At 73.2% G+C, this 13,705-nt stretch carries 7 protein-coding genes; 6 read left to right on the top strand and 1 reads right to left on the bottom strand.

The features are described from left to right. Together ACRAKJ_RS24955 and ACRAKJ_RS24950 are read left to right on the top strand one after the other, a co-directional pair. Entirely contained in the window at positions 1–1,161 is a 1,161-nt protein-coding gene (locus tag ACRAKJ_RS24955; RefSeq protein WP_438919371.1) for a macrolide family glycosyltransferase, read from the top strand. An 82-nt stretch (positions 1,162–1,243) separates the two neighbouring features. Further along, positions 1,244–3,214 carry a carbamoyltransferase C-terminal domain-containing protein gene (locus tag ACRAKJ_RS24950; RefSeq protein WP_438919370.1) on the top strand — a complete coding sequence of 657 codons (1,971 nt, stop codon included), beginning with the start codon at positions 1,244–1,246 and terminating at the stop codon, positions 3,212–3,214. A gap of 27 nt (positions 3,215–3,241) precedes the next feature. On the opposite strand, the gene ACRAKJ_RS24945 is transcribed toward ACRAKJ_RS24950, so the two are convergent. Continuing rightward, entirely contained in the window at positions 3,242–4,426 is a 1,185-nt protein-coding gene (locus ACRAKJ_RS24945) for a cytochrome P450 (RefSeq protein ID WP_438919369.1), read from the bottom strand. A 433-nt stretch (positions 4,427–4,859) separates the two neighbouring features. Here ACRAKJ_RS24945 and ACRAKJ_RS24940 point away from each other — a divergent pair, with 433 nt between their 5' ends. From ACRAKJ_RS24940 to ACRAKJ_RS24925, 4 genes are all read left to right on the top strand, one after another. After that, positions 4,860–7,241, top strand: coding sequence for a VWA domain-containing protein (locus ACRAKJ_RS24940; RefSeq protein ID WP_438919368.1), 2,382 nt, complete (start codon positions 4,860–4,862; stop codon positions 7,239–7,241). 107 nt (positions 7,242–7,348) lie between these two features. Next, complete coding sequence (locus tag ACRAKJ_RS24935) at positions 7,349–10,486, top strand: tubulin-like doman-containing protein (RefSeq protein WP_447008689.1); 3,138 nt, start codon at positions 7,349–7,351, stop codon at positions 10,484–10,486. Beyond that, positions 10,483–12,678, top strand: a complete 2,196-nt coding sequence (locus ACRAKJ_RS24930) for a hypothetical protein (protein WP_438919366.1) — start codon at positions 10,483–10,485, stop codon at positions 12,676–12,678. The genes ACRAKJ_RS24935 and ACRAKJ_RS24930 overlap by 4 nt, the downstream gene beginning before the upstream one ends. Positions 12,679–12,687: 9 nt before the next feature. Beyond that, positions 12,688–13,677 (top strand): hypothetical protein, encoded by a 990-nt coding sequence (locus tag ACRAKJ_RS24925; protein WP_438919365.1) that lies wholly within the window; start codon positions 12,688–12,690, stop codon positions 13,675–13,677. Positions 13,678–13,705: the final 28 nt, after the last annotated feature.

Here is a 13,705-nt window from a genome sequence, read left to right as displayed (position 1 = left end):
ATGGCGCACTTCGCGTTCGTCAGCGCACCGGCCGCCGGGCACGTCAACCCGACGCTGCCGCTGGTGGAGGAACTCGTCCGGCGCGGCCACCGGGTCAGCTACGCGACCGGCCCGGCCACCGCGTCGGGCCCGGCCCGCGCAGGCGCCAAGCCCGTCGTGCTGCCCTCGGAGCTGCCGCCGGACATGGACGAGCGGGGCGAGTTCACCGCCGAGCAGCTCGCGGTCACCCTGGAGCACTTCCTCGCCGACGCCGAGGTGTCGTTCCCGGTGCTGGCCGAGCACTTCCGGGGCGACCCGCCGGACGTGGTCTGCTACGACTCGGTGACCTTCACCGGGCGGATGCTGGCCAACCTGCTGGGCGTGCCCGAGGTGGCGCTGGTGCCCACGTTCGCGGAGAACGAGCGGTTCTCCGCGACACGGGTGTACCTGCCGCCCGACTTCGACCACGCCCACCCGGCGCTGGCCGCGGCGGTCGGGAAGATGGCGGCGTTCGCGGCCGGCTTCACGTTCCTGGAGGACCCGAACCTGATGTTCGGGCACGTCGCGCCGACGAACCTGGTGTTCATCCCGCGCTCCTTCCAGCTGGAGGCCGACACGTTCGACGACCGCTTCCACTTCGTGGGGCCGACCCCGGGCACCTGGCAGGTGGCGGAGGAGTGGTCGCCCGCGTCCGACGCGCCGGTGCTGCTGATCTCCCTGGGCACGGTGTTCAACACGCGACCGGAGTTCTACCGGACGTGCGTGACGGCGTTCGCCGACACCGGCTGGCAGGTCGTGATGTCCGTCGGCGCGCTGGACCCGGCGCTGCTGGGGCCGCTGCCGCCGAACTTCTCGGTGCACGCGCGCGTCCCGCAGGTGGCCGTGCTGCGGCACGCGTCGGTGTTCCTCACCCACGCCGGGATGAACTCCGTGATGGAGGCGGTGTACCACGGCGTGCCGGTCGTGGCGGTGCCGCGCATCCCCGAGCAGCGGGCGGTCGCCGCGCGCGCGGCGGAGCTGGGACTGGGGATCGCGCTCGACGCGCCCACCGCGGCCGACCTGCGCGCGGCGGTCCCGGCGGCCACCGCCCACCGGCCCGCCGCCGAAGCGCTGGGCGCGGCGCTGCGCGCGACCCCGGGCGCACCCGTCGCCGCGGACGTCCTGGAAGGACTGCTCGGCTAGGGCGTGTTTCAGGTGGGTCCGCCCGGACGGGCGACCGACCGGCCCGACCACCCGGCTCACGACCACTCGGAGAGGGAACACCATGCTGACCCTGGGCATCAGCGGTCATTTCGACCTGTTACCGGGCTTGTTCCGCACCTACATGCACGACGCCGCCGCCTGCCTGGTCGCCGACGGCGAACTCGTCGCGGCGGTCGAGGAGGAGCGGTTCAACCGGATCAAGAAGACGAACAGGTTCCCGGCCGGCGCCATCCGCGCCTGCCTCGACATCGCGGGCGCCCGACCGCAGGACGTCGACGCCGTCGGCTACTACTTCGACCAGGACCTCGTCGACCTCGGCCTGCGCAACTTCCAGCTCGCCTCCCCGGCCCAACCGGTCCGCTTCGGCCGCGACCTGCTGCGCGACCGGCTGCGCGCCGAGCTGGACTGGGAGATCGACCCGGACCGCGTGCTGTTCACCCGTCACCACCTGGCGCACGCCTGGTCGTCGTTCGCCCGCTCGGGCATGGCCGACGCGCTGGTCGTCGTCATGGACGGCCGCGGCGAGACCGTCTCCACCACCGTCCACCTCGCCGGGGGCGGGGAGGTGCGCGAACTTCGGTCGTACTCGGTCCCGCAGTCGCTCGGCCTGTTCTACCAGGACGCGATCGGGCACGTCGGCTACGGCTTCGGCGACGAGTACAAGGTCATGGGCCTGGCCCCGTACGGCGACCCGGCGACCTACCGCGAGCAGTTCCGGAGCCTCTACCGGCTGCTGCCGGACGGGGACTACGAGCTGACCGGTTCCATCCCGGACATCAACCCCACCGCGGAGCCGTTCTACGCCAACGGCTTCCCCGCCCGCCGCGCCGGCGAGCCGGTGACGGACGAGCACCGCGACTTCGCCGCCGGGCTCCAGGAGACGCTGGAGACCCTGGCACTGCACGTCGTCGGCCACTGGGCGCGGCGGACCGGCGCACGGCGGCTGTGCTTCACCGGCGGCGTCGCCCACAACAGCAGCCTCAACGGCGCGATCCTGCGGTCCGGCCTGTTCGACGAGGTCTTCGTGCACCCGTCGTCGCACGACGCGGGCGCGGCGGAGGGCGCGGCCATCGTCGCCGCCCGGCGCCTCGGCGCACCGCACACCCGCGTCGCCGGGCTGACCGCCGCGAGCCTCGGCCCGGACCTCGGCGACCCGGACGAGGTCGAGCGGGAGCTGCGGGCGTGGAGCGGGCTCGTGGACGTCGAGCGGCCCGCGGACGTGGTCGAGGCGACGGCCCGGCTCCTCGCCGACGGCGCGGTGGTCGGCTGGGCCCACGGGCGTTCCGAGTTCGGCCCGCGCGCGCTGGGCAACCGGAGCATCCTCGCCGACGCCCGCCCGGTGGAGAACCGGGACCGGATCAACGCGATGGTCAAGAAGCGGGAGAGCTTCCGGCCGTTCGCGCCCGCCGTCACCCCGGAGGCGGCGCAGACCTACTTCGACCTCACCGACACCGCCGCCGAGCACGGCTTCATGTCGTTCGTGGTGCGGGTGCGGGAGTCCCGGCGCGCCGAGCTCGGCGCCGTGACGCACGTGGACGGCACCGCGCGGGTCCAGGTGGTCACCCCGGGGGCCAACGCGCGCTTCCACCGGCTGATCACCCGGTTCGGCGAGCTGACCGGCACGCCCGTGCTGCTCAACACGTCGTTCAACAACAACGCCGAGCCGATCGTGCAGTCCGTGCACGACGCCCTCACCTGCTACCTGACCACCGGTATCGACGTGCTCGTGGTGGAGGACTTCCTGGTCCGCCGCCGCGCGACCGCCGTGGACGACCTGGTGCCGGCGTTCCGCCCGGACACCCGGCTGCGCCGGGACTGGCGGCCCGGCGAGGAGGCCGCCGCCGAGATCTACCTGGACCACTCGTTCGGGCCGTCGGCGGCGCTGTCGCCCCCGGTGTTCGACCTGCTCGCCGCCGTGGACGGCAAGTCCACCGTCGCCGAGCTGGCGGGGGAGCTGACCGACGAGGTGCGCGCCGAGGTCCACTCGCTGTGGCAGCGGAGGTTCTTCACCCTCGCGCCCGGGGGCCGCTGACCGGTTCCCGACGGGGCCGCCTGCCGGTCACCACGCCACCGGCAGGCGGTGGGGGCCGCGGACCAGCCGCCCCCGCTTGAACTCGACCTCCCCCGCGAGGCGGAGGTCCGGGTAGCGGGCGAGCAGCGTGCCGAGGGCGACGTTGAGCTCCATCCGCGCCAGCGGCGCGCCGATGCAGTGGTGCACGCCGTGCCCGAAGGCGAAGTGCGGGTTCGACGGCCGGTGGAAGTCGATCACGTGCGGGTCGGGGAACACCGACCCGTCGCGGTTGGCGACCAGGCCGTCCACGAAGACGGCCTCGCCCTTGGCGATCGTCACGCCGCTGAGCACGACGTCCTCGGTCGCGAACCGGGGGAACGCGGGGGAGCCGGACAGCTTCGTGATCCGCAGCAGCTCCTCGATCGCGGCGGGCAGCAGCGAGGGGTCCGCCCGCAGCTCGGCCAGCCGCTCCGGGTGGGTGAGCAGCTGGTAGGTGAAGTTGGAGATCTCGCTGCCGGTGGTCTCGTGGCCCGCGATGAGCAGCGTGACGCCGAACGACACCAGCTCCTCCTCGGTGAGCCGGTCCTCCTCGTCGTGCGCGGTGACCAGCGTGGTGAGCATGTCGTCACCGGGGTCACGGCGCTTCAGCTCGACCAGCTCGCGCAGGTAGCCGTGCAGGTTCGCGAACGCGGCCTCGATCTCCGGCACGGTGAACGCCGTGATCGCCACCGCCGCGTCCGACCACTCCCGGAACTTCACCCGGTCCAGGTCGGGCACGCCCAGCATCTCGCTGATCAGCGTGATCGCCGTCGGCATCGCCAGCGCGCCGACCAGGTCGGCGGGCGACCCGTGCGCCTCCATCTCGTCCAGCAGGCCGTCCACGATCTGCTGCGCGCGCTCCCGCAGCAGGGCCGTGCGCCGGGCCGTGAACGCCTTCGCGAGGATGCGCCGCAACCGGGTGTGCTCGGGCGGGTCCATGCTCAGGATGGTGCCGAAGCGCGGCACCTCCGGCATGGTGCGCGGCGGGTCGCGGTCGGCGTCCATCACCGGCGACCGGACGAACCGCGGGTCGCCCATCACGGTCCTGACGTCGGCGTACCGCGTCGCGAGCCACGCTTCGGTGCCGTGGGGCAGTTGCACGCGCGCCACGGGCTCGTCGCGCTGGAGCCGCAGGTAGGTCTCGTTGATCCCGAGGTCGTCCGGTTCGTGGAACGGGTACGGCAGCACGGCCACGCGACACCCCCGTCAGGCGAATGCTCTGCCCGAACAGTAGGCACCCGACCGGGTGGCGGTCCACGAACGGTGACGAGGCCACTACGGGTTCACGACGACCCGCGGGCGGCCGTGGTGGACGAGGGCCGCGGGACGGACCGGTGGTGACCCTCGAACTCGACCGAGCTCGCCGTCCCACAAGCGGTTGACCGATTTCCGCTCACCGGTGGGGTCGCCGTCGAGTCGATGACCTGCGCTGTTGGTGATCAATTCGTTCCGGCAACGAATAGGGAGCGTTCCTCGCACTTCCGCAACAATCGGGATACGCACTCCGTCAAATTGCGGATTCGTCGTCATCCGGTGTAACGACTATCCGCCTTTCGTCGATTTGGCGGTAACCTGGCGCTGCCGAAGAGGTGGTGGCGCGTTGTGCGGACGTGGATTGGCTGGACCCATGGGAATTTTCGGGGAGTGGCGGGGGCGCTGGGTCGCCGTTGTCGCCGCGGCGGCGCTGGGGGCGCTGATGCCGGTCGTGACCGGCGTTGAAGTCGCAGCTCAGGAGGCTCAGCCGGCGTTGCCGCCACTCCGGGTGGTCGTGCTCGCGGACGAGTCCGGCAGTCTGGAGGACGGTGATGTCGTCCAGGAGAGAGATGCCGCGAAAACCATCCTGTTCAGCACGCTTTCGCCCGGTTCCGTGATGTCGGTGGTCGGTTTCGGCAGCTCCGACCGGCCCGGGCAGAGCCCGGTCGACGTCGTTTGTCCACCCACCGCCCTGTCCGACGCCCAGTCCCGCGACTCGATTGCGAAATGCATCGACGGCCTGCACAAGAGGACGGAGGCGGAGGGCGCCGGCACAGATCACGCGGCCGCGTTGCAGCAGGCCCTCGACACGGTCCGGAAACCCGGTCCGGAGAAGAAGATCGTGTTCTTGCTGACCGACGGCAAGCTCGACGTCTCCAACAGCCCGCAGTGGGGTGACTCGGCCGAGCGGCGCAACGCCGCGGCGGCGGCCAACGCCCAGGACGTGCTCGGGGAGTTGGAGAAGGCGGGGGCGCAGGTCTGGCCGCTGGGGTTCGGCAGAGCGGACACCGCCGCCCTGGGCGGCTTCGCGCGCGGACGCAGCTGCACGCCGGCCGCGGCCAACCCCAGCGCGCAGGTCGTGCCCGCGGCGCAGCTGACCAGGGTCGTCGCGGAGGCGTTCAGCTCCGCCAGTTGCGCGAAGATCACGCCGACCCCGCCGGTGGACGTGCCGGCGGGCGGCTCGGTCGAGCTGACCGCCGAGATCCCGGCCATCGCCGCCGACGCGTCGATCCTGGTCTACAAGCGCCACCCCGGCGTGCAGGTCGAGTACTTCGCACCGGGTGCCACCCGCCCCGCGCCGGAGGAGGGCGGCGACCGCTTCGAGTTCGCCGGCCAGTCGACGGACACGGAGTCCGTGCTGATCACCGGTCCGACGCCGGGGACGTGGCGCATACGCGTCTCCTCCGCGACCGTGCCCGCCGAGAACGTCTTCGCCACGGTCGTCTACCAGGCCGTGGTGAAGGCGCTGCTCACCGCCACGCCGCAGGAGCCCGCCGCCGGGCAGGTGGTGGAGGTGATGATGCAGATCCGGGCGCGGGACAGGGCGGTGACCGATCAGCAGGCGTTGCAGGGGCTGACCTTCGTCACGACCCTCACCGGCGCTTCGGGCTTTCCCGCGCGGGACGTGCGGCTCGCCGACCCGGAGGGTGACGGCACCTTCACCGGGCAGCTCGCGGTGCCCGACGACGCGAAGGGCGACCTGGCGTTCACCGGTTCCGTGACGGGGATCGGCGTCGGTGGCGACACGCTGGTCCTCAACACCAGGGTGGCGAGCGCGCTCTCGGCGGTCCAGGACCAGATCCTGTTCGACCGCAACACGGCCCAAGTGGAGCAGGGCGGGTCGCTGACGGGCCGGGTTTCGGTGACCAACAGGTCCACCGCGCCCGTGCGCCTGCGGCTGGAGCTCGCCGACCTCACCCCGGGCACGTCGCTGACCGTCGAGCCCGCGTCGGTGGACGCGCCCCCCGGGACGGCGGAGACCCCGTTCACCTTGCGGTTCGCGGAGGACACCCGGCTCGGCGGCACGGGCGGCACGGTGCGGCTGGTGGACCAGGACAACCCGACCCGGGTCGTGGACCAGCGCCTGATCAGCGTCGAGGTCGTCGCGAAGCCGACGTGGGTCGACCGGAACCTGTGGTGGCTGATCGCGGTCGCCGTCGTGCTGGTGGCGCTGGTGGTCGCCGCGCTGCTGTGGCTGCTGGCGCGGGCGCGTACCCGCCGGGTCAACGGCCTGCGCGCACAGCTCTGGCGGGGTGGTGAGGTGACGTCGGACGTGGAACCGCGCGACCCGAGGGCCCGGGCGTTCGGGTTCGTGGTGCACGAGGACTTCACGGGACCGCAGCTCCAGCACGCCGGCGCCGGGGAGTCGAGCGCGTACGTGGTGCGCCGGAACGGCCGGGGCCTGGTGCTGCGGGCACCGGGGCGCCAACCGGCCCACCTGGTCCCGGGCGAGCAGCACTCGATCTCGCCGGACCTCTCGATCGTCGTCCTGGACGAGCGCGGCGTGCCCGGTGCGGCACCCAGGCCGTTCACGCCGTCCAGCGGGCCGGACCTGCTCTCCGCACCACCCGCGTACGGCGCGTCGACGCCCCCCGCACCCGGTGGCGCGCCCGCCCCGTTCGCGTCGTCGGGCGACGCGCCCTACCCGTCGGCCGGCGCGGGCGGCAACGGGGCCCGGCCCGATCCGTACGGCGGCCCGGCGCGCGACGGCGACGACCGGACCGTCTACGTCGACCCCAACAACCCGTTCGGGTGAGCCGGCGGGATCGCCGGGGCACCACCCATCCACCGAGTTGACCGCGTTCGCACGAACTTCGTGCGAACGGTTGTGAGGACGGTTGCGCAGTGAAGATCTATCAACCGATGTTGTTCGTCGGACTCGGCGGGACCGGGTGCAAGGCCGGCGCGGAGTTCGAGAAGCGGCTGCGCGAGGAGCTGTGCGGCCCGGACGGGACGCGGTTGCTCGCGGACATCCAGACACCGGATTTCCTGCCCTACCAGTTACCCGCGTGCCTCCAATTCGTCTACGCGGACCTCAGCGCCAACGAGCTGCAGCGGGTGCGCCGCGAGGTCGTGCCGGGTCGTGAGCACGACAAGGCCGCCCAGCGGACCACGCACCTGCTCGCGGACCTCGTGCCGGCGAAGCTGACCAATTCCTCCGACGTCGCCCAGAGCCTGCGCATCCACAGTGACGAGGACGCCATCCGCTGGCTGCCGTCCCGGGAGAGCGACCCGATGATCGGCCCGCTCGTCCGCGGCGCGGGGCAACTGCCGACGGTGGGCCGCAGCGTGCTGTTCGAGACGATCCGGCGCAACCCGGACACCGCGCTGCTGGGGATCAAGAAGGCGCTGGCGGACATCAACCAGTCCGCGGGCGAGCTGTACCAGGTGAGCGGGCAGCGCACGCACCGCGTCGACTCGGTGATCGTGTTCGTGGTGTTCTCCGTCGCCGGCGGCACCGGCAGCGGCATCTACTACGACTACCTGCACCTGATCGGCGACATGATCGCCAAGGGGCAGAAGCAGGCGGAGATCTACCCGCTGGTGCTGATGCCGTCGGCGTTCGACGACGGCCAGGGCGGTGGGCGGCCCGCCGACCTCAACGCGGGGTCGGCGCTGGTCGACCTGTTCCGCCTCGTCGACGACCAGAACGCGCAGGCCGCGGTGACGGAGTTCGACTCGGTGGGTGCCTACGGCGCGGTCTCCGTGCGCTACCCGCACCACAAGCTCGACCAGGTGCAGCTCGCGGCGAACACGGTGCAGACCGCGTTCCTGTTCGGCCGCCCGGTGGGTGGGGTGCGGCGCGACGACCTGCACCGCTCCATGGTGTCGCTGATGACCTCGCTGATCGGTGCCGGTCCGACGGACCAGGACGACGACGAGGAGGGCGCGAACCGGCCGTACATGTCCTTCGCGGACGGGTTCATCAACAGCAAGGTGGACCGCAACGCCATCGCCGAGACGGGTGTCGGTCGCCGGGGCGTGACGACGAGCGCCGTCGCGGCCCTCACCACACCGTTGCAGGAGCTGACCGAGGTGGTCAGCTCGCACCTGCTGGCAAACGCGGTCAACGAGCTGCGGGTGCCGCCCGGCGCGGCCGAGTCCAACCGGGCGCACATCCGGAGCTTCGTCAGCACCGCGGGGCTCGACCGGCTGCTGGAGGCCGCTCCGATGCGGGTGCCGCCGCCGGGGAACCCGGTGGGGCTCGGTGCCGTGGTCGAGGCGCTGAACCACCGCGCCGAAGCGATGAAGCACAACATCGACCGGGGCCACGAGGCCCTGGCCGGCCCGATCGCGACGCTGGCGCAGGAGTTCAACCCCCGTGCCGCGGCCTCGGACCTGCTGCACCACGTGGACCTCTTCCGCCTGCACCGCACGATCTACGGCAGCAACGACCTCAGCGACCCGCTCGACCGGGCGGGGTTCGTGTCCCTGCTGGAGACCTGGCGGCAGGCACCGCCGGCGCCGCACGGCCTGAACCCCGCGACGCCGCCGCTGCCGGTGGACCTGCGCCGCCGCGTGACCCAGCGCCTGCGCATCTCCGACGAGTCCGTGCGGCACGTGCTGGAACTCCAGGACCAGTGGTACGCGTGGCAGACGCGTCGTCAGTGGAACGGCGCGTGGAACGACAGCAAGCGGCTGTGGTCGCGACCGTGGGACTCGTTCAACAAGCAGTTCAGGCTGGTGCTCGACCAGTTCGAGGAGCACGCCCGCAACGACCCGCAGCAGTTCGACCTGCGCTCCAAGGACCTCTACAAGCCGCGCGTCGGCGTCACCTACCTGCTGCCGCCGGAGGACCGCGGCCTGGAGGGCTTCTACCAGGCCGTGCTGGCCCGGCTGAAACAGGACTACGCGGCCCAGCTGCCCGAGCACCCGCACGAGGGGCACCTGCTGAACCTCGTCCTCGGCCGGGACGGGTGGGTCTCGGCGTTCGAGCTGGGGGTGACCGACCCGGAGGCCGCCGTCGCCGAGGTGCGCCGACAGGTCAAGCGGGCCGTGTCCGAGCGCATCCGCCCGGGTGACCGGGACCGGCCGGCGCTGGTGCCGCGCATGGACGACCTGATGGCCAACGCCGTGCAGAGGCGGGACAACAGCGTCAACGAGACGGACCTCAACCGGTTCCGGCAGAAGCTCGCGGAGCTGGTGCCCGGTGGGTTCGCGCCCGAGGGGCACGGGCCGCTCACCGCCCTGGTGACCTACCCGGCGAAGCAGGAGAACGACGAGGTCGAGCGGTTCCTGCGGCGCGAGATCGCGCTGCCGCAGGACATGGTGGGCGAGCCCCAGTACCGGGCGGTGCAGGCGGACGCGATGGTCGTGGTCCTCAACCGCAGTTCGATGGGAGTCACGGAGGTGCCGGAGCTGCGCCGGGTGATCCGGCTGTGGGCGGACGCCCAGCGCGACCCGCAGGCCCAGGACACGCTCGAATGGCGACGGCGGCTCGGCCAGAACACCGACTACCTGCTGATGGCGCCGCGGGACCGGGCGCAGGTGCTGCACCGGCTGCTGTGCGCGGCGTGGGACGGCAAGGTGGTGGTCACCGGCCGGCCGGAGAGCCCCGACTTCATCACCGTGGAGCTGGGCAGCCGCGAGGCCGTGTCCATGAAGCTGGAGCTGACGCCGCTGGGGGCGCTGTCGTCGTGGGCGAGCGTCCTGCAGGCCTACGAGCGCTGGGTCCTCACCGACGACAACCTGAGCAGGCTCGGCCTGGCGGGCCGGCTGATGTCGGCCAGGCCCGCGCACGCCGACCGGTCGCCGCGCCCGCCGGCGCCGGAGTTCGCGGCGGTCGTCGACCTCGCCGAGCAGGAGCTGCTCAAGGTCAAGGAAGCGGAGCAGCACCGCGTGCTCAGCCGCGAACCGCAGCTCGCCGTGATCCGCGAGTTCTGGTCGAAGACCCTGGTGACCGCGCTGGAGCTGAAGGTCGGCAACACCGCCAAGAGCCTGCGGGACCTCCGCGAAGAGGTCGACGTGGCGCACGGGCTGGGCGGGGGCCTCACGCCGTGAACACCCCCGAGGTGGTCGTGCTCGACCTGCGCGACGAGTCCACCGAACAGCCGGTCGACCCCTCCGGCGGAGTGGTGGTGCTCGACCACGCGAACTCGCTGGTCAAGCACGCGCCCTTCTACCTCGACCTGCTCAGCGAGGACATGGTGACCTCCGTCGTCTGCGTTGCGGTCGGCGAGCCCGACGAAGACCACCGGCTCGACGGCGTGGCGCTCACCCTGCCACCGGTGCTGCGGCACGCGGTCGTGCTGTGGGTCGGTGACGCCCGGGGCGTGGACTGGGCGCGCGACCGGTCCGCGCCGCGCCCGCCCGACCGCCCCGGCAGCGGCCTGGACGACCTGGTGGCCGCACTGCGGGTACCCGAGCTGTTCGACCGCCTGGTGGAAGTGGCGGAAGGGCTCGCCGGCGCCGCCGTGAGCCCCGGGATACGGCTGGTGTCCTGCGCGGCCGACGAAGTCGAGCTCGCCACCGCCCGCGCCGCGGCCGTCCGGTCGCTGTGCGCCCGGGACGACGTCGTGGGGCGCGACATCGGCGCGGCGGTCGTGGCGGCGCACCTGCCCCCGGCCGGGCACGGCGCGGTGTTCGCCGGACCCGTCCACAGGTCGGAGCTGGACGTCCTCCAGCGCCTCAACCACGTCGCCGAGCTGGCGCACGCGCTGAGCACGCCGGCGGCCCTCTTCGGCAGCGGGCGGCCCGGCGAGGAGATCGCCCGGCACGTGTTGTGGGCCGGTCAGGCGGTGGAGAACTACCGCCTGGTGCTGGTGGAGCTGCTCACCAGGATCGACAGCCACGTGCAGGTCGGCCGCCCGTCGACGGAGGACGTGGTCGCGATGGGCGTCTCGCCGCCGGTGGAGCCCGCGGGCGCGCAGATCGCCGCGGACCTGCGGCGGGCGGTGGACGACCAGCTCGACGGCGGCGTCGCGTTGGCGGCGTTGGCGCACGAGCTGCGCATGACGTCCGCGCGCAGCGGCCCGCAGGGCTGCACGGCGGCGCTGGAGGACGCCCGCGGGCGGGGCCCGATCGGGCTGGCGATGCCTGTGTTCCAGCGGTGGCCGCTGAGCGTGTGGTGCCTGCCGCTGGTCCTGCTCGCCTGTGCGCTGGTGTCGTTCGCGTTGGGCCCCGGGTGGGCGGGGTGGGGTGGTGGGGCGCTGCTCGCCGGGGCGTGGTTCGGGGCCGGCTGGCTCACGCTGGCCCGGCGACCCGGACCGGAGGGCGAGTTCGGGCTCGGCGCGGCGCTGCCCCCGGCGCTGCTCACGTACGGGGTGGTCGCCGTCGCGGGTGTGGTGCTCGGTGCGGTCGGTGCCGCGTACGCGGCACCCCTGGACGTCCCGGGCTGGCTCGTCCACGCGGTGGTCTGGGCCGCGGTGCTGCTCAGCGGCGCGGTGGTGGTGCTGAGCTGGCGGTCGGCCGTGCGGCGGTGGCGCGACCGGCTCGCGCTCGCGGCGATGCGCGAGGCCGTGGCCGACCTGACGCTCCTGGCGGAGCACGCCGTGGCGAAGGAGTGGCGGCCGCTGCGGCGGAGGAAGGCCATCGCCGCGGCCGCCGCCGAGGTGGCGGCCGGCCTGGAGGAGATCGTCGACACCCTGCGCGGGGCCGAGGAGCGCCTCTTCCCCGTGCCGCGCGGCGGGGCGGGCCCGGATGACGTGGAGCGCGTGGCGCGGCCGGTGCCGCAAGAGCTGTACGCGGTGGTGCGCGCCGACCTGGTGGACGTCTGCCGGTCGGCGCTGGAGCCCGCGTGGCCTGCCGCCACGTCAGCCCTGCGTACCTCGCCGGGCGTCTACGAGCAACGGCTGGACCGGCTGCTCGACGAGTACGCCGACGACGTGCGCCGGCGCGGCGTGTTCACCGCGACCGCGTTCAGCCGCGACGACGGGCCGAGGGACCTGCTCATGGCCCGGGTGTGGTCGGAGACGCCCGCCGCGTCGGCGGCGCTGCGGGCCGAGGCGGACGGCGAGATGACGCAGCTGTGCCGCAGCGGTCAGCTCGGCTACCTCAGCACGTCCGCCGAACCGGGCCTGCTGCGGTTCGCGCCGGCGCGGCTGCGGCGGGTCGTGCGGGACGACGGCGCGGACCGCGGGCTCGCCGCGGACCCGTCCGTCACGTGGGGGCACGGCGGTGAGCTGGTGGGCGCGATGCGCCTGCTGCCGTTGCGGATGGAGTCGGTGCGGCACGACGTGGGCGGAGGCGAGTAGGTGGGGACGGTGGACGAGTCCGTGCGCTGCCGGGACGTGTTCGGTGTGCTGCACGAGGTCGTGGTGGAGGACGTGAACGAGTTCGTCACCCCGGCCTCGTCGCTGGAACAACGACTGGTCCGGGTGCAAGACGCGTTGTTCGTGCGCAAGTTCGTCTCACGCGCGGCCGGCGGCCGGGACCCGCGCCGGTACGACCTGCTCGAAGCCGAGGTGCGCGCGGGCGCGAGGCTGGGACAGGTGTACGTGGGCCACTACCCGCGCGAGCTGGCGTGCCTGGTGGCGTACAACGTGGACGCCGAGGAGCCGTTCGCGCTGCTGCGCGCCTACCTCGACGAGCCGGCGATCGGCGCGTCGTCCCGGTTCGGCGAGCCGGAGCGCCGCCGCTTCGAGCAGGAGCTGTTCCGCGCGCTGCACCTCATGGCCGCGGCGGGGGTCGTGCACGGTGCGGTGGCCCTGGACACCGTGCGCTGGCACGACGGCCGGTTGCAGCTCGTGGACTTCGAGCACGCCCAGCGCGTCGGCGAGCCCCGGCGCGGCGCGTCACCGGCGGCGCTGCTCAACGGCGCGGACCGGGTCGACGCCCGCGACGACGTGGTGGCCGCCGCGCGGCTCGTGCGCCGGGTACACCTCGGTCCGCAGGCGGACGTCGGGCACCCGGACCGCAGCCGGGACCCGGAACGGCTGCGGTACCTGCTGGACCCGGTGTTCGACAACCCCGTCGAGTCCGCACCGCACGCCGTCGACGTGCTCAGCGCCCTCTACGGCGACGTGCAGCTGCCCCGCACGACCGACCCGGACGCCGCGCTCCACCCGGGACGGGCGCTGTTCGAGCAGGTCAGCGCCGGCAAGGCGGGGGACCCCGGACCCCCGCCACCGAACCAGCCGCCGCCGGGCCGCCCCCGGCGCGGGCGGCGGCTGTTCTCCTCGTCCGGCCCGGTGGCGCTGGGGCCGCTGGCGCTGAGCGCCTCGGCGTTCGTCGCGCAGGTGATGTCGACGTGACCACGCCCGGGCGGAACGGACGACCTCG

The organism is Saccharothrix sp. DSM 118769 (assembly GCF_052936295.1).
This window is presented reverse-complemented; position numbering and strand designations above follow the sequence as displayed.